19 protein-coding genes are annotated in these 20069 nt (G+C 71.6%); 8 read left to right on the top strand and 11 right to left on the bottom strand.

The window, feature by feature from the left end:
- Positions 1–14: 14 nt before the first annotated feature.
- Genes H5965_RS18620 through H5965_RS18610 form a run of 3 tightly spaced genes read right to left on the bottom strand, consistent with a single transcriptional unit; the run spans position 15 to position 2164 of the window.
- Positions 15–1001 (bottom strand): PHP domain-containing protein, encoded by a 987-nt coding sequence (locus H5965_RS18620; protein WP_310971272.1) that lies wholly within the window; start codon positions 999–1001, stop codon positions 15–17.
- Between the two features lie 9 nt (positions 1002–1010).
- Positions 1011–1514, bottom strand: coding sequence for a YfcE family phosphodiesterase (locus tag H5965_RS18615; protein WP_310971271.1), 504 nt, complete (start codon positions 1512–1514; stop codon positions 1011–1013).
- Positions 1511–2164, bottom strand: a complete 654-nt coding sequence (locus H5965_RS18610) for a GntR family transcriptional regulator (RefSeq protein WP_310971270.1) — start codon at positions 2162–2164, stop codon at positions 1511–1513. Before H5965_RS18610 ends, H5965_RS18615 begins: the two co-directional genes overlap by 4 nt.
- A 75-nt stretch (positions 2165–2239) precedes the next feature.
- Here H5965_RS18610 and araD point away from each other — a divergent pair, with 75 nt between their 5' ends.
- The 3 genes from araD (at position 2240) to H5965_RS18595 (ending at position 7098) form a co-directional block, all read left to right on the top strand.
- Positions 2240–3952, top strand: a complete 1713-nt coding sequence (gene araD, locus H5965_RS18605; protein ID WP_310971269.1) for an L-arabinonate dehydratase — start codon at positions 2240–2242, stop codon at positions 3950–3952.
- A gap of 119 nt (positions 3953–4071) precedes the next feature.
- Complete coding sequence (locus H5965_RS18600) at positions 4072–5856, top strand: VanW family protein (RefSeq protein WP_310971268.1); 1785 nt, start codon at positions 4072–4074, stop codon at positions 5854–5856.
- Positions 5857–5907: 51 nt separating this feature from the next.
- A complete protein-coding gene (locus H5965_RS18595; protein ID WP_310971267.1) occupies positions 5908–7098 on the top strand; it encodes an MFS transporter in 1191 nt (396 codons plus the stop codon).
- A 238-nt stretch (positions 7099–7336) separates the two neighbouring features.
- On the opposite strand, the gene H5965_RS18590 is transcribed toward H5965_RS18595, so the two are convergent.
- A complete protein-coding gene (locus H5965_RS18590) occupies positions 7337–7615 on the bottom strand; it encodes a hypothetical protein (RefSeq protein ID WP_310971266.1) in 279 nt (92 codons plus the stop codon).
- Positions 7616–7825: 210 nt separating this feature from the next.
- Between H5965_RS18590 and H5965_RS18585 the strand changes: the two genes are divergently transcribed.
- Positions 7826–9100, top strand: coding sequence for a diguanylate cyclase (locus H5965_RS18585; protein WP_310971265.1), 1275 nt, complete (start codon positions 7826–7828; stop codon positions 9098–9100).
- Here H5965_RS18585 and H5965_RS18580 read toward each other — a convergent pair.
- Complete coding sequence (locus H5965_RS18580; protein WP_310971264.1) at positions 9097–10449, bottom strand: TrpB-like pyridoxal phosphate-dependent enzyme; 1353 nt, start codon at positions 10447–10449, stop codon at positions 9097–9099. The two genes, H5965_RS18585 and H5965_RS18580, sit on opposite strands and share 4 nt — an antisense overlap.
- Before the next feature lie 77 nt (positions 10450–10526).
- Here H5965_RS18580 and H5965_RS18575 point away from each other — a divergent pair, with 77 nt between their 5' ends.
- Together H5965_RS18575 and H5965_RS18570 are read left to right on the top strand one after the other, a co-directional pair.
- The gene (locus H5965_RS18575) at positions 10527–11192 is read left to right on the top strand and encodes a dienelactone hydrolase family protein (RefSeq protein ID WP_396136916.1); all 666 of its coding nucleotides are present in this window, start codon (positions 10527–10529) and stop codon (positions 11190–11192) included.
- Positions 11189–11935 carry a phosphatase PAP2 family protein gene (locus H5965_RS18570; RefSeq protein ID WP_310971262.1) on the top strand — a complete coding sequence of 249 codons (747 nt, stop codon included), beginning with the start codon at positions 11189–11191 and terminating at the stop codon, positions 11933–11935. The genes H5965_RS18575 and H5965_RS18570 overlap by 4 nt, the downstream gene beginning before the upstream one ends.
- Here H5965_RS18570 and H5965_RS18565 read toward each other — a convergent pair.
- Positions 11898–12098: a hypothetical protein gene (locus H5965_RS18565; RefSeq protein ID WP_310971261.1), complete on the bottom strand. Its 201-nt coding sequence runs from the start codon at positions 12096–12098 to the stop codon at positions 11898–11900. The genes H5965_RS18570 and H5965_RS18565 overlap by 38 nt on opposite strands.
- 201 nt (positions 12099–12299) lie before the next feature.
- On the opposite strand from H5965_RS18565, the gene H5965_RS18560 reads away from it, so the two are divergent.
- Together H5965_RS18560 and H5965_RS18555 are read left to right on the top strand one after the other, a co-directional pair.
- On the top strand, positions 12300–13274 hold the full coding sequence (locus H5965_RS18560; protein WP_310971260.1) for a pentapeptide repeat-containing protein: 975 nt from the start codon (positions 12300–12302) through the stop codon (positions 13272–13274).
- A 72-nt stretch (positions 13275–13346) separates the two neighbouring features.
- Positions 13347–14825: a non-reducing end alpha-L-arabinofuranosidase family hydrolase gene (locus H5965_RS18555; RefSeq protein WP_310971259.1), complete on the top strand. Its 1479-nt coding sequence runs from the start codon at positions 13347–13349 to the stop codon at positions 14823–14825.
- A gap of 42 nt (positions 14826–14867) precedes the next feature.
- On the opposite strand, the gene H5965_RS18550 is transcribed toward H5965_RS18555, so the two are convergent.
- The 5 genes from H5965_RS18550 to H5965_RS18530 all read right to left on the bottom strand — a co-directional run bounded on the left by H5965_RS18550 (position 14868) and on the right by H5965_RS18530 (position 19922).
- On the bottom strand, positions 14868–16433 hold the full coding sequence (locus tag H5965_RS18550) for a hypothetical protein (protein WP_310971258.1): 1566 nt from the start codon (positions 16431–16433) through the stop codon (positions 14868–14870).
- Positions 16434–16499: 66 nt separating this feature from the next.
- The gene (locus tag H5965_RS18545) at positions 16500–17624 is read right to left on the bottom strand and encodes an HAF repeat-containing protein (RefSeq protein ID WP_310971257.1); all 1125 of its coding nucleotides are present in this window, start codon (positions 17622–17624) and stop codon (positions 16500–16502) included.
- 127 nt (positions 17625–17751) lie between these two features.
- Entirely contained in the window at positions 17752–18975 is a 1224-nt protein-coding gene (locus H5965_RS18540) for a sigma-70 family RNA polymerase sigma factor (protein WP_310971256.1), read from the bottom strand.
- A complete protein-coding gene (locus tag H5965_RS18535) occupies positions 18972–19295 on the bottom strand; it encodes a YciI family protein (RefSeq protein WP_310971255.1) in 324 nt (107 codons plus the stop codon). The genes H5965_RS18540 and H5965_RS18535 overlap by 4 nt, the downstream gene beginning before the upstream one ends.
- Before the next feature lie 27 nt (positions 19296–19322).
- Positions 19323–19922 carry a dihydrofolate reductase family protein gene (locus tag H5965_RS18530; protein WP_310971254.1) on the bottom strand — a complete coding sequence of 200 codons (600 nt, stop codon included), beginning with the start codon at positions 19920–19922 and terminating at the stop codon, positions 19323–19325.
- Positions 19923–20069: the final 147 nt, after the last annotated feature.

Raw genomic sequence — 20069 nt, 5'->3', positions numbered from 1 at the left:
CGAGGCAAGCCGGGCTACCGGACCAGAAGTTCCTCCGCCGTGCGGGTGTTCAGGATGCGCTCCGGCCCGATCCCCGCCTTGATCGCGCGCTCGCACCCGTACCCCAGCCAGTCCAGCTGCCCCGGCGCGTGGGCGTCGCTGTCGATCGTGAATTCACAGCCGAGCTCCGCGGCCAGCCGCAGCAGCCGCATCGGCGGGTCCAGCCGCTCCGGGCGGGAATTGATCTCCACCGCGACCCCGTTCTCGCGGCACGCCGTGAACACCTTCTCCGCGTCGAACTCCGACTCCGGGCGCCCGCGCCCCACCACCAGCCGGCCCGTGCAGTGCCCCAGCACCCGGACGTGCGGGTTGCGGACCGCCGCCACCATCCGGCGCGTCATGTCCCGCGCCGGCATCCGCAGCTTCGAATGGACGCTCGCCACCACGAAGTCCAGCTGCCCCAGCAGTTCTTCTTCCTGGTCCAGCGAGCCGTCGTCGAGGATGTCGACCTCGATCCCGTGCAGCAGGCGGAACGGGGCCATCAGCTCGTTGGCCTTCGCGACGATCTGCATCTGCGTCCGCAGCCGGTCCGGGGACAGCCCGTTCGCCACCGCCAGGCGCGGCGAATGATCCGTCAGCACCATGTACTCGTGGCCGAGGTCGCGGCCCGCCACCGCCATCTCGCCGATCGAACTGCCGCCGTCCGACCAGTCGGAATGGGTGTGGCAGTCGCCGCGCAACGCCGACCGCAGGGGTTCTCCGCTCGGCAGTTCCTTCTCGACGATCTTCCCCCGGTACGCCGGATCACGGCCGGCCAGCGCGTCCTCGATGACCCCCGCCGTGGCCTTGCCGATCCCCGGCAACGACGTCAGCGTGCCGTTCTCCGCCAGCTGCGCCAGCTTCTCGGCGCCGGTCTTGTCGACCGTCGCCGCCGCGTTGCGGAACGCCCGGACGCGGTAGGTCGGCTCACCCGCGCGTTCGAGCTGGAACGCGATCTCCCGCAACGCCCATGCCGGATCCATGGGACCTGTCTACCCCCTCCGGGGCAGTTGATGCAGCTCGACGTCCGCCAAAGCACCCTCGCGCACCACGGCGGTCTGGTACGTGCAGTACGGCTGGCGACGGCGATCGGTCGGCGAACCCGGGTTGAGCAGGCGCATCCCGGAGGGCGTCACCGTGTCCCACGGGATGTGGCTGTGGCCGAAGACCAGCACGTCGGTGTCCGGGAACTGCGCGTCGCACCGCTGCTCACGGCCCTGCTTCGCGCCCGTCTCGTGGATCACCGCCAGGCGGACGCCGGCCAGCTCCGCCCGCGCGATCTCCGGCAGCCGGGCCCGCAGCGCCGGGCCGTCGTTGTTGCCGTACACGCCGATCAGCCGCTTGCTGCGCTCCGCCAGCTCGTCCAGCAGGGCGACTTCGACCCAGTCGCCCGCGTGCACGACGACGTCGGCGGCCGCGACCTCGGCCCACACCTGCGGCGGCAGCTCGCGGGCCCGGGCCGGCAGGTGGGTGTCCGAGATCAGCAGCAGTTTCATCCGATGGCCTTGAGCACCCGGTCCAGGAACCCGCCGATGTGGTCGCGCAGCAGCGCGGCCGCACCCTCGGCGTCGCCCTTCTTCGCCGCCGCGAGGACCGCCTTGTGCTCGGTCCACTCCTTCTTCCAGCTCGGGTTGGCCTCCCAGCCGACGACGCTGATCAGCGCCGCGCGGTCCTTGAGGTCATCCAGGATGCTGACCAGCAGCGGGTTGCCGCAGCCGGAGTAGAGGGCGCGGTGGAAGCGGCGGTTCAGCAGGCTCAGCGCGGCCTGGTCCTTGTCCGCGATGGCCGTCGACGCCTCCTTCAGCGCCTCGGCCGCGTCTTCCAGCAGCTCGGGGTCGTGCCGCTCGACGGTCCGCCGGACGGCCTCCGGTTCGAGCACCATCCGCACGTCGTAGACGGACTTCGCGAGCTCGGCGTCGACCGTGATCACCGACGCGCCCTTGTACGGGCTGAACGTCACCAGCCCGGAGTTGGACAGCACCTTGAGCGCCTCGCGCACCGGGGTCTTCGACACGCCGAGCCGCGCGGCCAGCTCCGCCTCGACGAGCGGTTGCCCGGGGACGAGTTCCCGGGTCAGGATGCCGCGGCGGATCTCCTCCAGGACCACTTCGGTCCGGGAGGCGGGCAGGCTGAACGTCCCGGTCATGGCGCGCTCCCTCGATCTGTGAACCCCAATTCAACCAGGCGCCTCGATCGTATATCAGATGCCATACTGGATCGCATGAAGAAACCCGAGGAACTCCGCAGCCACCGGTGGTTCGGCGGCGACGAACTGCGCAACTTCAGCCACCGCGCCCGCAGCCGCCAGCTCGGCTACAACCCGGAAGAGCACCTCGGCAAACCCGTCATCGGCATCCTCAACACCTGGTCGGACATCAACCCGTGTCACATGCACCTGCGCGAACGCGCCGAGCAGGTCAAACGCGGTGTCTGGCAGGCCGGCGGCTTCCCGCTGGAGTTCCCGGTCGCCACGCTGTCGGAGACCTACCAGAAGCCGACCCCCATGCTCTACCGCAACCTGCTGGCCATGGAGACCGAGGAAATCCTCCGGTCCTACCCGATCGACGGCGCCGTCCTGATGGGCGGCTGCGACAAGACCACGCCGGCGCTGCTGATGGGCGCGGCCAGCGCCGGGCTGCCGGCCATCTTCGTCCCGGCCGGGCCGATGCTGCGCGGGCACTGGCGCAACGAGGTCCTCGGCAGCGGCACCGACATGTGGAAGTACTGGGACGACAAGCGCGCCGGGCTGATCGGCGACGCCGAAATGTCCGAACTGGAGCGCGGGCTGGCCCGCTCGCCGGGCCACTGCATGACGATGGGGACGGCGTCCACCATGACCTCGGCCGCCGAAGTGCTCGGCGTGACGCTGCCGGGCGCGGCGTCGATCCCCGCCGTCGACTCGGCGCACCACCGGATGGCCGCGGCCAGCGGCGCGCGGATCGTCGGCATGGTCTGGGAGGACCTGACCATCACCCAGGTGCTCGACAAGCGCGCGTACGCCGACGCGATCACCACCGTGCTCGCGCTCGGCGGCTCGACCAACGCCGTGATTCACCTGATCGCGATGGCCGGCCGCAGCGGGATCGGGGTCTCGCTGGCCGACTTCGACGCGATCGCCCGGCGCGTGCCGGTGCTGGCGAACATCCGGCCCGGCGGCGACTGGCTGATGGAGGATTTCTACTACGCCGGCGGCCTGCCCGGGCTGTTGTCGCGGCTCACCGATCTGCTGCACCCGGACCGGCTCACCGTCACCGGCCGGACGCTCGGCGAGAACCTCGCGAGCGCGCGCGTCCACGACGACGACGTCATCCGGACGCGGGACAACCCGGTCGCCGCCGAGGGCGGGGTCGCGGTGCTGCACGGCAACCTGGCGCCCTCGGGCGCGGTCATCAAGCACATCGCGGCCGGGAAGCACCTGCTGACGCACACCGGCCCGGCCGTCGTCTTCGAGAACTATCCCGACCTCAAGAAGCGGATCGACGACCCGGCGATCACCGCGGACTCGGTGCTGGTGCTGCGCGGTTCCGGCCCGCTCGGCGGCCCCGGCATGCCCGAGTACGGGATGCTGCCGATCCCCGCCCACCTGCTCGAACAGGGCGTCCGGGACATGGTCCGGATCTCCGACGCGCGGATGAGCGGGACGAGCTACGGCGCCTGCGTGCTGCACGTGGCGCCCGAATCGCACGTCGGCGGCCCGCTCGCCCTGGTCCGCGACGGCGACCTGATCACCTTGGACGTTCCCTCACGGACGCTGCGGCTCGAGGTGTCCGATGCGGAACTGGAGCGGCGGCGTGCCGAATGGACCGCCCCGGCCCCGCGGTTCGAACGCGGCTACGGCGCGCTCTACTCCGAACACATCACGCAGGCCGACGAAGGCTGCGACTTCGATTTCCTCGCGCGGGCGGGCCGCAATCCCGAACCCGACGCCCGGTGAATTCACTGATCCGTGACCGATTCATCCCCCATAAGGGCGAGTCGTACGGCTTGTCCGGGTGCCCCGTACGCTGGTCCCGTCACCGTCGCAACCCGGTGCCGCGTCGAAGGGGTGGAGAGTTGCCGCACGAACCGCACTGGCCCGACTCGCACGGCGAGCAGACCGACGTCCTGCCCGTCGTCCGGCCCGAGCCGGAACCGGGTCCCGCCACCGCGAAGCGCTCGTTTCGCAAGGCCGGCCTGATCGCGGGCGGCGTCTTCGGCGTGCTGGTCGCGATCTACGGGATCGACATCCTGATCAGCCAGGGCAGCGTCCCGCGCGGGGTGACCGTGGCCGGCGTCGACGTCGGCGGCATGGGCCGGGAAGCGGCCGAACAGGAACTGCGCGGGAAGATCGAGCCGCGGCTGACGCGCCCGCTCGCCGTCACCGCGGGCGAATACCAGGGCACGCTGTCGCCGACGCTCGCCGGGCTGAAGCTCGACTGGCCGCAGACCCTCGACCAGGCCGGTGAGCAGCCGCTGAACCCCTTCACGCGCCTGGCGTCGCTGTTCTCCAGCCGCGAGGTCGGCGTGGTGAGCCACTCCGACCAGGCGAAGCTCACCGCCGCGCTGGAGGCGCTGCGCGGTCAGGTCGACCGCGACCCGGTCGAGGGCACCGTGAAGTTCGAGGGTGCCGAACCGGTCGCCGTCCCGCCGAAGGCCGGGCAGAAGCTCGACGTCCCGGCCGCGACCGCCGCCGTCGTCGAAGAGTGGGCGAGCGGGGAGACCCTGGCGCTGCCGGTGACCAGCACGCCGGTGCGCACCACGCCCGAAGGCGTCCAGGCGGCGCTCGACGGGTTCGCGCGGCCGGCCGTCTCCGGCCCGCTGGTGGTCAAGGGCGAAGGCAAGAACGCGACCGTGAAGCCGGAGGCGATCGCCGCGGCGATCGGCTTCGAGCCCGCCGAGGGCGGCGGCCTGACGCCGAAGATCGACAACGCGAAGATCGCCGAAGCCGCCGGGCCGCAGCTGAAGTCCACCGAGAAGGAGGGCAAGGACGCGACCGTCGTCTTCGAGGGCGGCAAGCCCACGGTCGACCCCTCCACCGACGGCCGGACCGTCGACTGGGACCCCAGCCTCAAGCCGCTGCCCGACGTGCTGAAGAAGACCGACGGCCGCGAGGTGGCCGCCGTCTACAAGGACAGCCCGGCGAAGGTGACCACCGAGCAGGCGAACCAGCTCGGCATCAAGGAGGTCGTCGGCGAGTTCACCACCCAGAAGTTCGCGGCCGACTCCGGGGTCAACATCCGGACCGTCGCCCAGAAGGTGAACGGCGCGATCGTCAAGCCCGGGGAAACGTTCAGCCTCAACGGGTTCACCGGCCCGCGCGGCACGGCCCAGGGGTACGTCGAGGCGGGCGTGATCAAGGACGGCGCGCCCGGCCGCGAGGTCGGCGGCGGCATCTCCCAGTTCGCGACCACGCTGTACAACGCGTCCTACTTCGCGGGCCTGAAGGACGCGGGGCACAAGGAACACAGCTACTACATCAGCCGCTACCCCGCCGCGCGCGAGGCGACGGTGTTCCAGAACCCCAACGGCTCCAGCGTCATCGACCTCAAGTTCACCAACGACGCGCCGACCGGCATCGCGATCCAGACGATCTGGACGCCGTCGTCGATCACCGTGAAGCTGTGGGGCACCAAGCGCTACACCGTCGAGTCGATCGAAGGCGCCCAGACCAACCAGAGCGACCCGCCGACCAAGCCGGGGCCGGCCGAGAACTGCCACGCCTCGAACGGCGCGCCGGGGTTCACCACCAGCAACACCCGCGTGCTCAAGGACGCCGCCACCGGCCGCGAGGTCAGCCGCTCGACCCGGACCGTCCACTACAACCCGCAACCGAAAATCGTCTGCGGCGAGGGGCAGTGACCTCCTAACGGACGTTCACGCTGGGCGTTCGCGGCGGTACCCTGAGTGCCCATGAGCGGGCGCGCGGTCGGGTTCCGGGACGTCCTCGCCGTGACCGAGTTCCGGGCGCTGTTCTCCGCCCAGCTGGTGTCGGTCACCGGTGACCAGCTGGCCCGGGTCGCGCTGTCGATCCTGGTGTACGACCGGACGAACTCGCCGGGCTGGGCGGCGCTGACTTACGCGCTGACGTTCCTGCCGGACCTGGTCGGCGGGCCGCTGCTGTCCGGGCTCGCCGACCGCTACCCGCCGCGCACGGTGATGGTCCTGGCGGACCTCCTGCGGGCGCTCGCGGTGGCCGTGATGGCGGTGCCCGGCCTCCCGCTCCCGGCGGTGGCGGCGCTGCTGGTCGGCGTCCAGCTGTTCAACCCGGTCTGGAGCTCCGCGCGGGCGGCGCTGCTGCCGCAGGTGCTGCCGGGCGAGACGTTCGTGCCGGGGATGGGCCTGCTGATGATGCTGGTCCAGGCGGGCCAGGTCGCCGGCTTCGCCCTCGGCGGCCTCCTCGTGGCGGGCCTGGGCACGAGCGGCGCCCTCCTGACGGACGCGGCGACCTTCGCGGTGTCGGCCCTGTTCCTGGTCGCCGGCGTGGCCCCGAGGCCCCCGGGCTCGACGGGCGCGCGCTGGTGGCGCCACATCCGCACGGGCTGGACGGTGGTGGCGGGCGACCGCCGGCGCCTCGCCCTGGTGGCGCTGGGCTGCGTGTCGGGGATCTACATAGCGGGCGAGGCGATCGCGGCACCGTACGCCGCCGAGCTCGGCGGCGGCGCGGTGGTGGTCGGCCTGCTGCTGGGGGCGTTCGCGCTGGGGAACGTGCTGGGGATGGCGGCGTTGTCCCGCATCCCGCAGGCGCGCCGGGGGCCACTGCTGGGGCCGCTCGCGGTCCTGGCGTGCGCGGCTTTGGTGGGGTGCGCGCTGCGGCCGGACCTGTTGGCCACGTTGGCGCTGTTCACGCTGTGCGGAGTGGCCAGTTCGTACAACTTGATCGCGAACACGACGTTCGTGCAGCTCACGCCGGAGGGGCAGCGCGCCCAGGCGTTCGGGTTCGCGTTGACGGCGTTGCGGGTGTCGCAGGGGCTCGGTGTGGTGCTCGCGGGGCTGGCGGCCGAGCGGTGGGCCCCGCACGGGGTGGTGGCGGGGGCGGGCGCGGTAGGAGTGCTGGCGGCACTGGGCGCGGCCCGACTGTGGCGGCGGGCGGATCCCCGGTGACGGGGGTTGCAAGGGCTGGGCAGGCGCGATGGCGGCACGGCCCAGCTGCGGCGGCGGGCGCAATCGGATTCCCGGTGACGCCGCCGCAAGACCGGGGCAGGCGCGAATGGCGCGACTCGACCGGGCAGACCTTCAGCGCCCCCGCGGCAAGGCCCGAGCAGGCGCGGCCCGACCGAGCGGCGTGCACAACCGGACCCCCGGTGACCGGCGCGGAGGCCGGCCGGCCACCGGGTACTGGTCAGGCCCGCGTCCAGTCCGTGGGGATGCGGCGCGGGGTCCAGTCGGTGGGGCACTCGGCTGGCGAGACGCCGGGCCGGGTCCAATCCGTCGGGAGCTCGCGGACCGTCCAGTCGGTGGGCAGTTCGCGGGCGGTCCAGTCGGTCGGCAGCTGCCGCGGGGTCCAGTCCGTGGGGATCGCGCGGGTCCAGTCGGTGGGGAGCTGTCGCGTCCAGTCGGTCGGCCGCTGCGCGCGGCGGCGGGACGGGACGATGTTGGCGTTGGGCAGGAAGTGCGACATGATTTTCTCCAGTTCCGTGAGGGATCTTGCACGGTGAGTGACCGGACGGTAGCCCGACCAGCCTAGTGACACACCGCGTTCATTCGATTACAGTGACGAATTCTGCGAAGAGTTTCATCCTGAGCAGAAGGGCGTTTCGTGGGATTGTCCGGGTCCCCAGGGCGAAAGCCCAGCTCAGAACGTCCACGATCAGGTTTCCGAACGTGGGCGATGTGGAAGCTGGCCACTCCGGTGTTCGGCTACGTCCTCATCGTCGACGCCCTGGCGCTGATCGCGGTCGTCTCGACGGCCGCACTGGTGCCGATCACCACCCAATCGTTGCTCTGGTGTGGACTGATCCTCGCCGGTGAAGTCGTGCACCTCGAAGCGGCGCAACGCATCGAGCGCATCCGGGAGCTGGCCGCCGACGGCCGGCCGCACATGCACCTGCAGTCGATCTGGATCTTCGCCGGGCTGCTCCTGCTGCCGCCGCCGTTGGCCACCTTGGTCATCGTCGTGAGCTATGCCCATTCCTGGTTCCGGGTCTACAAACGGCGCGGCGTGATTCACCGGAAAGTGTTCTCCGGCGCGACCGTGATCCTCGCTTGCGCCGCCGCGGGGGCGGTGTTGTGGGCCGGCACCGGGCACGTGGCGCCCTACGTCCCCTACCTGGACGGCTTCGGCGGGATGCTCGCGCTGCTGACGTCCGGGATCGTCTACTTCGGCCTGAACTACGTGCTCGTGATCCTCGCGATCCTGATGAGCAACCCGGGCAAGCCGCCGCGGCAGGCGTTCGGCAACCCGTCCGACGTGCTGATCGTGCTGGCCGCGGTGGGGGTCGGCTGCGGGATCGCGCTGGTGATGACGGTCCGGCCGTGGCTGCTGCCGGTGCTCATGGTGACACCGGTGGCGCTCCACATCGGCCTGTTGCTCCCCCAGTTCCAGGCGGCCGCGCGCACCGACTCCAAGACGGCGCTGCTCGCGCCGGAGTTCTGGGTGCAGCTGGCCCGCAACGAACTCGCCCGCGCGGCGGAGCTGTCCTCGACGGCCGGCGTGCTGATGATCGACATCGACCACTTCAAGGCCATCGACGACGGCAACGGTCATCTGGCGGGCGACGAGGTCCTGCGCGCCGTCGCGGCAGCCATCCAGGGTTCGGTCCGCGGCGGCGACTACGTGGGCCGCTTCGGCGGCGACGAGTTCGTGGTCCTCCTGCCGGGCACGACCAGTGCGGAGATCGCGTCGGTCGCGGACCGCATCCGCCGGGCGATCGCCCGGATCGAGGTCCCGGTCCCGGTGATCCGCCCGGGCAAGCCCGAGGTGATCAGCGGCCTGACGGCTTCGATCGGCGCGGCGGTGTACCCGGAAACGGCCACGGAGTACACGATCCTCCTCCAGGCCGCCGACGACGCGGTGTTCGAGGCGAAGGCGGGCGGCCGCGACCGCGTGGTCCTGGCGACCGCCCGCACCGAGCTCACCCGCCCGGAGATCCCGGACGCCCGCTAAGGCAGCGTCGCCAGGGATTCCTCGAGGACCGCGTCGGACAGCTCGTCGTCCACCATGTTTCCGGCGAGGTACGCCCCATACGCCGGCAAATCCAGGTGGGCGTGACCGCACAACGCCGTCAGGATCACCTTCTCTTCACCGCTTTCCTTGCAGCGCAATGCTTCCTGGATGCACGCCGCCAGCGCGTGCGTCGGCTCCGGTGCCGGGATGATGCCCTCCGAGCGAGCGAACCGGACCCCCGCCGCGAAGCACTCCTGCTGGCCGATGGCGATCGCCTCGATCAGGCCGAGCTCGTAGATGTGCGAGATCAGCGGGGACATCCCGTGGTACCTCAGCCCGCCCGCGTGGATCGGGTCCGGGATGAACTCGTGGCCGAGCGTGTGCATTTTGAGCAACGGCGTGAGCCCGGCCGTGTCGCCGAAGTCGTAGGCGTACTTCCCGCGCGTCAGCGAGGGGCACGCGGCCGGCTCGACCGCGCGGATCACCGGGTTCATCCGGCCCGCCAGTTTCTCGCGCAGGAACGGGAAAGCGAGCCCGCCGAAGTTGGACCCGCCGCCGGTGCAGCCGACCAGGACGTCCGGGGTGTCGCCGGCCAGCTCGAACTGCTTGAGGGCCTCCTCGCCGATCACCGTCTGGTGCAGCAGCACGTGGTTGAGCACGCTGCCCAGCGCGTACCGCGCGTTCGGGTCCTGCGCCGCCTGCTCGACGGCTTCGCTGATCGCGATCCCGAGACTGCCCGTGGAATCTGGGTGCTGCTTGAGGATCGCGCGGCCGGACTCGGTCAGCTCGGACGGGCTCGGGTGGACGGTCGCGCCGAACGTCTCCATCATCAGCTTGCGGTAGGGCTTCTGGTCGTAGGACGCGCGGACCTGCCAGACCTCGCACTCCAGCCCGTACTGGGCGCACGCGAAGGCGAGCGCGCTCCCCCACTGGCCGGCGCCGGTCTCGGTGGTCAGCCGCGTGACGCCCTCGGCCGCGTTGTAGAACGCCTGCGGCACCGCGGTGTTCGGCTTGTGCGACCCGACCGGGCTGACCCCCTCGTACTTGTAGTAGATCCGCGCGGGCGTGCCCAGCGCCTTCTCCAGCCGGCGCGCCCGGAACAGCGGCGACGGGCGCCAGAGCCGGTAGACCTCCCGGACCTCCTCAGGGATGTCGACATAGCGATCCGTCGTCACTTCCTGGGCGATGAGCGCCTGCGGGAACAGCGGCGCGAGGTCGTCCGGGCCGACGGGCTCGCGCGTGCCGGGGTGCAGCGGCGGTGGCGGCGGCTCGGGCAGGTCGGGGATGACGTTGTACCACTGGGTCGGGAGATCGGCTTCGTCCAGGACGTATTTGGTCTGCTCAGCCATCACGCCTCCTTGGTCGGCACCCCAACTTAGGACGCTCCCGGCCGCGGAACCAGTACGGTGATCGGGTGACGAACCCGATGCTCGCCGACCTCCCGATCTGGCACCCCCCGTCCGGCCGCGGGCCCGGCCTGGTGCTGGTCCAGGAGATCTTCGGCCTCGACGACTACCTGCGTTCGGTCGCGGCGGACCTGGCCGCCGCGGGATACGTGGTGGCGGTCCCGGAACTGTTCTGGCGGACGGCGCCGGGCTGGTCCTCGACGCACGACGAAGCCGGGGTCGCGGCCTCGATGAAGGTTGCAAGCTCCCTCGACCCGGCGCTCGCGGTGGCGGACGTCCTGGCCACGGTCGCCCACCTCCGTTCGCTGCCGTCGGTGGCCGGCGGCGTCGGCGTCCTGGGCTTCTGCCTGGGCGGTTCGCTGGCGTTTGCGGCGGCGGTCGAGGGCGATCCGGACGTGGCGGTCTCGTTCTACGGCTCCACGGTCGCGGCCCAGATCGACGGGCTGTCCCGGGTCGAGTGCCCGATCCAGTTCCACTTCGGCGGGCAGGACCCGTACATCCCGCGGTCCGATGTGGCCGTGGTGGAGGCGGCCGTCGCCGCGCACCCGGGGGCGGAAATCCACGTGCAGGAGGACGCCGGGCACGCCTTCCACAACAACGTGGCGCCGATGTTCCACCACCCCGAAGCGGCGGCCCGGGCCTGGGAGCTGACCACCGAATTCCTGCGGCGGACCCTGCCGGCGTGAAGGCAGGGTCCGCGGCGCTCCTCCGGGGCACCGGCGAGCGCCCCGGAGTACTCGTCGAGCTGACCTTCCTGGTGCTGTGTTTCCTGCTCTTCGCGCGTCTCGACGCCGCCGTGGGCAAGGATTTCGCGGCCGCCGAAGCCAACGCGCAGGCGCTGCAGGCCATCGAACACTCGGCGCACCTCGACATCGAACTGAGCGTGAACAGCTGGCTCGCCGGGCAGCCGGTCCTCGCGCACCTGGCGGTGTACCTGTACCGGCTGTACTACCTGGTGGTCGCCGGTGTGCTGCTGTGGGTGTTCGTCCGGCACGCCGGCGTCTACCGCCACGTCCGCCGGACGATGGTCGCGATGATGGCGCTCGTGCTGCCGGTCTACTGGGCAGTGCCGATGTCGCCACCGCGGTTCGCCCTGCCCGGGGCGGTCGACGTCGTGGCCAGGTACGACTTCCTGGCCGTGGAGAGCTGGACGAGGCCCACCCACCACACGGCGATGCCGAGCATGCACGTCGGCTGGTCGCTGTGGTGCGCGTATGCCGTGTGGATCGCGCTGCGGGGCACGCATCCCCGCCTGGCGCTGCTGGCGTGGCTGTTCCCGGCGCTCATGGTGGCGGACGTCTTCGCCACCGGGAACCACTACGTCCTGGACGTCGCCGGCAGCATCGCGCTGCTGACTGTCGCCGTTCTGGCCGCGAAGCTGTGGGGGCGCCTCAGCAGAACTTCCGTTCGGTGGCAACGGGAACCGTGACCGTGGTGCGGTGCCACGCGCCGGTGAGGTTGTCCCAGAAGCGTCTGAACGTCAGGGGTTCCCGGGTCGGACGCCGGATTTCGGCCAGGTCGCCGCAGCCGAGCGCGTGCCGGGCGGCGGCCACCTGTTCCGGGGTGACGGGGCCGCGCACGGCGAAGTTCACCGCTGCTCGTCAACGCCGCCCGCCACGGCACTGCCCCGATCATCGTGGCGAGGTTGCTCAGGGGCGTTCCTGGTGAACAGCATCCAGTCCGGCGTCGCGGGCCCGGGCGCGCACAACAACGGGGGCGCGGTGTTCACGCTGACCCTGCCCCGCCGCCCGGAAACACCCACGCCGGCTCCGGACGCGCTCTAGGATCTCGCCGTGGCTTCGACGAACGCACCGACCACCGGACTGTGGTCCATCAAACGGCACCTCGTCGCGGTGGTCTGCATCGGGCTCGGCGTGTTCGCCGTCGCGGCCGGGCTCCTGTGGCTGGCGCTGGGATTGCCCGCCGCGCCGAGTGCGGACACGCGGCTGAACGTCGTCAAGATCGCCTTGTCGGTGGTGGCCGGGGTCGGCGGGGTGGTGGCGCTGGTCGTCGCCTACCGCAAGCAGCGAATCGGGGAGATCGCCGAGGCTCGTGAGCGCGTCAAGGTGCTCAACGAGCGCTTCGCCAGTGCGTGCGCGCAGATCGGCCACGAGAAGCCGACCGTCCGGCTCGCCGGGATCTACGCCATGGCCAGCCTGGCCGACGAATGGCTCGAGCAGCGCCAGGTGTGCATCGACGTGCTGTGCGCGTACCTGCGCATCCCGTACGAGCCCGCGATCGATTCGCCGTGGTACCACGACGAAGAATCCGAAGTGCGCCTTTCGATCACCAGCGTGATCAGCGATCACCTCCGCCCGGGGGCGCCGGTCGGCTGGCACGGTCACGAGTTCAACCTCCTGCGGGCCGTGCTCCGCTCCGCCGATTTCGCGGACATCCGGATGACCGGCGGCCGGTTGCTGCTCAGCCTGGCCCGGTTTCCCGGCGGCTGGACGTCGTTCGACGGAATGCACGTCAGCGGCGGCGAAGTGTGGTTCGGTGGCGCCACGTTCGACGGCGACGCCCGGGTGACTTTCGAAAACGCGGAGTTCAGCGGCGGGCGCGTCCAGTTCGACGGCGCCGCGTTCGCCGGTGGTGAAGTGAGTTTCCGCGGGGCCCGGTTCACCGGTGGCGAAGTCGACCTTTCCCAGGTCAGCACCGACGACTACACCGCGCCGCCCGTGTTCGACCCATGGGACAGCCCGCCGCCCGGACTGCTGCTTCCCGGCGTCCCGCCGTTGTCGGATACATTCGACGAAATCGAAAGTTGACGGCACACGAGGAAATAGCCTACATTTTTCCGGGCTGATTGTTAGCGCTAACAGATCCGCGAAGGAGAACCGATGAGGTCATCACACCGAGCGGTTCGCGTCCGGCGCAGCCGGGGGAGGCGCGCGCTGATCGCCTTGCTCACCACCGTCCTCGCGGCCACCGCGGCGGTCGTGCTCGCCCCCGGCGCGGCGTCGGCGGCGACCGTCGACACGAGTGCGTGGTACGTGCTGGTCAACCGCAACAGCGGCAAGGTGCTGGACGTTTCCGGGGCGTCCACCGCCGACGGCGCGGCGATCCACCAGTGGTCCCGCCACGACGGCGCCAACCAGCAGTGGCAGTTCGTGGACTCCGGCAACGGCTACTACCGGCTGAAGTCGAAGAACTCCGGAAAGGTGCTCGACATCGGCAACTGGTCGACCGCGGACGGCGCGAAAGTCCAGCAGTGGACCGATCTGAACGGCACCAACCAGCAGTTCAGCCTCGCCGACTCCGACGGCGGCTACCTCCGCCTGCTCAACCGCAACAGCGGCAAGGCCGTGGAGGTGACCGGCGCGTCGACCGCGGACGGCGCCGCCGTCGTCCAGTACGGCGACTGGAAGGGCGCCAACCAGCAGTGGCAGCTCGTCCGGCTCGGTGACACCGCCTCGTGCGCCCTCCCGGCGTCCTACCACTGGTCCTCGACGGGCCCGCTGGCCGAACCGAAGGCGGGCTGGCTGGCGCTCAAGGACTTCAGCAGCGTGGTCCACAACGGCAAGCACGTCGTCTACGGGTCGACGACCGACGCGTCCGGGTCGTACGGCTCGATGGCGTTCAGCCCGTTCACGAACTGGTCCGACGTGGCCTCGGCCGGCCAGACCGGAATGACCATCGGCACGGTCGCACCGACGCTGTTCTTTTTCGCCCCCAAGAACATCTGGGTGCTCGCCTACCAATGGGGCCCGACCACCTTCAGCTACCGGACGTCGAGCGACCCGACCAACGCGAACGGCTGGTCCGCCCCGCAGGAGCTGTTCACCGGCACCATCCCCGGCGGCGCGCCGCTCGACCAGACCCTCATCGGCGACGGCACGAACATGTACCTGTTCTTCGCCGGTGACAACGGCAAGATCTACCGGGCGAGCATGCCGATCGGCAACTTCCCGGGCAGCTTCGGCTCGAACTACACCACGATCATGAGCGACACCACGGCCAACCTCTTCGAAGCCGTCGAGGTCTACCAGGTCCAGGGCCAGAACCAGTACCTGATGCTCGTCGAGGCGATGGGCGCGGGCGGCCGCTTCTTCCGCTCGTTCACCACGACCAGCCTGGGCGGCACGTGGACCCCGCAGGCCGCGACCGAGAGCAACCCGTTCGCGGGCAAGGCCAACAGCGGCGCGACGTGGACCAACGACATCAGCCACGGCGACCTGGTCCGCACCAACCCCGACCAGACCAAGACGGTCGACCCCTGCCACCTGCAGCTGCTGTACCAGGGCCGCAACCCCGCGTCCGACGGCACCGACTACAACCACCTGCCCTGGCGGCCCGCCGTGCTGACCCTCCAGCGCTGACGCCGGCTCGGCGCGCGAAACGGCGGCGCGCCTGCCTCTGCGCTACGACCCTGGCATTGGCCCGATCGTATCCCGCGGCGGCCAGGACAGCGGCGGCCACGGCGGTTCCACCCGCAGGTCCGGGTCCGGGTCGCGCGCGCCCGCCCACCAGCCGGCCGCGACGATCACCGGCAGGCAGGCCGCGGCGAGGATCAGCCCGAGGATGCCCGGGGCCGGCTCTTGCGGGTGGCCGACCGTCCAGCCCAGCGCGGGTACGACGGAGGCGAGTCCGGGCAGGACGGCGGCGGCGACCACCACGAGCATGCGCGGCCGGTACAGCGGCCGTCGTGGTGCCAGGACGAGCGCGGCACCGACGCCGAGCAGGCACACCTCGGTCACCAGCCAGAGGAGGGTCGACTGCCCGGCGTTCGAACCGAAGAACGCCACGAAGCCGCTGATCGGGACGGAAGCGAAGAGGAACAGGGTGACGGGCAGCGCCGCCATGAGCCCGCGTCCGTGCCGGGCGCGGACCCGGCCGGCCGCCACCGCCGTCCCGATCACCAGCGCGAGCAGGGTGAGCAGCCCGGCGATCATGACGTCCACCCCGATCACCCGGCCGAACGCGGTGAGCGGCACCGGCCGGATGTCCAGCCCGGTTCCGGCGACCACGACGGGCACCCGGCGCCAGGTCCCGCCGGCGTCGCGGACGGCCAGCCCCTCCACGCCGTTGGCCACGATCACCTGGTGTCCACCCGGGACGGCGCGGACGGCGACCTCCGTGCTGGCCAGCTTGGCCACGTTGACGATCCCGGCGGGAAACGGGTGCTGCCGCTGGACGAACTCCCACCGGACGGCGGGCACCTCCCAGGCGGTGTGCCAGGTCCGGCCGCCGTCGGTCGTTTCGTCGACGCCGAGCAGCCGGCCGCCGCGCGTGTCGTCGACGACATCGGCGCCGTGCACGCGGTAGCAGTGCGTCGCCGCCTCGGGCGCGCAGGCTTCGACCTGCTTCCGGGGCGGCGGCCAGGACGGCGCCGGGGCATCCCCGAGGAACCGCCAGCCGTCGACGCCCGAGACGGAGCCGTAGAACCCGCCGCCCGCCTCGATCACCACCTGCGTGCCCTCGCTCCGCACGGACTGGACGGCCGGGGTGTTCTCGCTGGGCGCCGACGTCGCGGTGATCGCCAGCACGGTGAACGGGACCGCGGCCACCACCCGCAACCGCACCGGCAGGGGCGGGGCCGTCGCCACCCGGCGCCAGGCCCACCAGGACAGGCCCAGCGCGGGCAGCGCGACCAGGTCCGCCGGATCGGCCAGGATCACCGAAGGCCCGTTGACGACCGACCAGGCCGCGGACGCGACGCCGGCGCCCGCGGCGGTCAGCTTGACCAGCGCGAACCCCGCGCCGGTCACCAGCACCGCGGCCGCGGCGGCGGTCCGGCGGGCGAGGAACAGGCCGAGCAGCAGCCCGAGCACCGGCGGGGCCGCCACCAGCCCGGCGAAGTCGCTGAGCTTGCCGGTGACGAGCCCCGGCCACCACGGTTTGAACACATGGTCGTTGAGCAGCAGCACCGTGGTGGCGCCGATGGTCAGCGGATGCCCCAGCCACCGCAGGAAGACCCCAGTTCGCATTCGGTACAGCCTGCGGCGCGGTGATCACGGCCGCGACACGGCCCGGCCCCGGATCGGGTCAGAGCCTCACCGGAGGGTCCAGAACACCCCGTGGTACTTCCCGGCCGCGGTGTTGGCCCGCCCGATGACCCGGCCGCTGTCGGTGATCCGGGAGGCTTCGCTGCGGGTGCTGCCGGGCAGCATGGCGAGCTGCGTGCGCGGCCCGTTCCGGTACCAGACGGTCGCCCGGCTCCGGAGCGTGCCCACCGCGGTGCCCTCCGCGTCGACCCCTTGGACGTCGGCGCTGGAGCCGTCGTCGGCCAGGACGGACACGGTGCCGTCGGGGGCCCACCGCACCGCCGAGCGGGCCGGCGGGGTCAGGTAGCCGTAGCCCACGACGTAGCCGGTGGAGCCGATCCAGGAGATCCAGACCGAGTACGGGCTGGGCCAGGCCAGCGGGTGGACCGTGCCGCCGGTGTCCCAGGTCGCCGGGACGATCGGCCCGCTCGTGGTCCCGGCGGCGACTCCGCCCGCGTTGACCAGGTGGGCCCCGCTGCTCGGGCTCTGCGGCGCCAGCTCGGTGATCGGCCCGCCGTCGACCCAGCGCACGGCGTGGTTCGCCCCGGCGCGCTGGGCGCCGCCGACGACGATCCGGCCGTCGGCGGAGATGTCCTCGGCCATGCTCCAGGTCTCGCCGGGCAGCGTGCCCAGGTCGGTGGCCTGGCCGTCCGGGTCCCAGCGGAAGCCGTGGTACTCGTTGCCTGGCGTCAGCCAATTCCCCACGACGACGCCGGTGTCGCTGATCGCGAAGGCGGTGGCGTTGTGGAACCCGGGCGGGACCTGCAACGTGGTCGCCTGGCCCTGGGCGTCCCAGCGAGCCGGCACGGCGTCGGTCGCGGTCAGCACGTACCCGGCCGACTCCCCGAGCTCGTTGACGTCCCGGACCTGTCCCGCGCTGCCGCCGGGGGTCGGCAGCGCGGTGATGACGCCGTCGGCGTCCCAGCGGACCGGGAGGTCCCGCCGCGGATTGGTGCCCACGGACGAAAGGCCGACCATCACCCCCGCCTCGTTGACCGCCAGGACGATGCTGTCGTCGTCGCCCGGCAAGGTACCGAGGTCGACCGGTCCGCCCGGGGCGGCCTGCGCGGTCCCCGCCAGCGCCCCGGAAAACACGACCACGGCCGCCAGCGATCTTCGGAAAATCCGCAGCACGATGACTCCCCTCCTCGACCGGCGACGCCGGTCTCCCTTGCCGCGGACAGTAGCCGAAGCGCTGCGTGAATTGTGCTGGTGCGAGGGCGATCCACACGAATAGCCGAGCAGTTGTGTCCACTGTGGACTAACTCAGCCGGTCCCGGCGCCGCTTCAGGGAAGCGACCTCGGCCGTGTTGCCCGCCAGCTCGATCGCCTTGTCGTACGCCGCCCGGGCCTCGGCACGGCGGGACAGCCGCCGCAGCAGGTCGGCGCGGGTCGCGTGGTAGGCGTGGTAGCCGGCCAGCTGGTCCTCGAGCCGGCCGACGGCCGCCAGGGCCACCTCCGGGCCGTCGAGTTCGGCGACCGCGATCGCCCGGTTGAGGACGACGACCGGCGAGGCGTCGACCCGGACCAGCTGGTCGTAGAGGGCGACGACCTGCGACCAGTCGGTGTCGCGGATGTCGCGGGCGGACGTGTGCACGGCGTTGATCGCCGCGAGGATCTGGTAGCGGCCCGGCGCCACCCCGGCGGCGAGGCGCTCGCGCACCAGCCGGTGCCCCTCGGCGATCAGCCCGCGGTCCCAGGCTCCGCGGTCCTGCTCGTCGAGCGCCACCAGCTCGCCCGCCGCAACGCGGGCCGGGCGGCGGGCCTCGATGAGCAGCATCAGCGCCAGCAGCCCGGTCACCTCGCCGTCGTCCGGCAGGAGCGCGTGGACCAGGCGGGTGAGCCGGATCGCCTCGGTGGTCAGGTCGTGCCGGACCGGGCCGGTGCCGGGGCCGGTCGCCAGGTAGCCCTCGTTGAAGACGAGGTAGAGGACGGTGAGCACGCTCGACACGCGGGCCGGGAGATCCTCGGCGGACGGCACGCGGTACGGGATGCGCGCGGCCTTGATCTTGGCCTTGGCCCGGGTGATCCGCTGCTCCAAAGTGGACTCCCGGACCAGGAAGGCGCGGGCGATCTCGGGCACGGTCAGGCCGCCGACCAGGCGCAGCGTCAGGGCCACCCGGGCCTGCGTCGCCAGTGCCGGGTGGCAGCAGGTGAAGACCAGCCGCAACCGGTCGTCGTCGATGGCACCGGCGGGCGCGGGCGGGGTGTCGTCGTGCACCATCCGGGCCTCCTTGTGCTTGTCGTCGCGCTTGTTCTCGCGCCGGATCCGGTCGATCGCCTTCCGGACGGCGGTGGTGGTCAGCCAGGCCCCGGGGTTCGGCGGCACGCCGTCGCCCGGCCACCGCTCGACGGCGGTCGCGAACGCCTCGGCGGCCGCCTCCTCGGCGACGTCGAGGTCCCCGAACCGCCGGGTCAGGGCGGCCACCACCCGGGCCCACTCTTCGCGGTGGGCCCGGGTCACCGCTTCTCCGGCGTCGCTCACCGGAACGGCCGCACTTCGATCTTCCGGTCGCAGGCCTTCGACGCCTCGGCGGCGAGCTTGAGCGCGACGTCGAGGTCCGGGACGTCCCACACCCAGAAGCCGGCGAGGTACTCCTTCGACTCGACGAACGGCCCGTCGGTGAGCACGGCCTGCTCACCCCGGTTGTCGACGACGGTGGCCGCGTCGGTGTCCGCGAGCCCGCCCGCGAAGACCCAGTGGCCGTCGGCGATCAGCCGGTCGTTGAACTCGCTGATGAAGGGCTGCCGGTCGGTGCTGCCGGGTTCGACCTTGTCGTCGATGACGGAGACCAGATACTGCATACAGAATCCTTTCTCGGGGGAACGAGCTCAAGCCGTCGCGTACCGCGGCCGCCCGGCCGGCCGGTGGACCTGGGTGGTCACGCCCTTGGCGTCGACCCGCGACTCGACCAGGTCGAGCGCGAGGTCCGGGCCGGTTTCCGGGAACAACCGCGCGCCCTGGCCGAGGATCACCGGGACGACGAGCAACGTCAACTCGTCGACCAGACCGTGCGCCAGCAGCCACCGGACCAGGGTGCCACTGCCGTGCACCTGCAGTTCGCCGCCGGGCCGCGCCTTCAGTTCGGCGACGGCGCTCGCGAGGTCACCGGCGAGCACGGTCGTCCCGGTCCAGTGCGCCTCGGTGAGCGTGCTCGAGGCGACGTACTTGGGGGCGGCGTTCAGGGCCACGCCGATGGGGTGCGTGCTCGGCCCCCACGCGCCGGCGAACAGCTCGTAGGTGCGGCGCCCGAAGAGGAAGGCGCCGGCGCGCTGGTAGGTCTCGGTGATGAAGGCCCGGGTTTCGTCGTCCCCGGCCCCGAGGGCCCAGCCGCCCCGCTCGAACCCGGTCCGGCGGTCTTCTTCCGACGCGCCGCCGTTGCCCTGCACGACTCCGTCGAGGGTGATCTGGGTGATGGTCGTCAGCTTCATGGCCGGGGTTCCTTCCGTTCGCGGGTGGCTGCACCCCTGCCACGAACGCGGCCGGCCGGATCCGACAACCCGGCGCGGAAATTTTTCGCGAGCGGTTTCGAACCTGTTCGAAACACCGGTCCGGGCCGATCCGGCCGTGGCACGGTG

The sequence above is a fragment of the Amycolatopsis sp. 505 genome, assembly GCF_031625235.1.
In the GTDB taxonomy this organism is placed as follows: domain Bacteria; phylum Actinomycetota; class Actinomycetes; order Mycobacteriales; family Pseudonocardiaceae; genus Amycolatopsis.
This window is presented reverse-complemented; position numbering and strand designations above follow the sequence as displayed.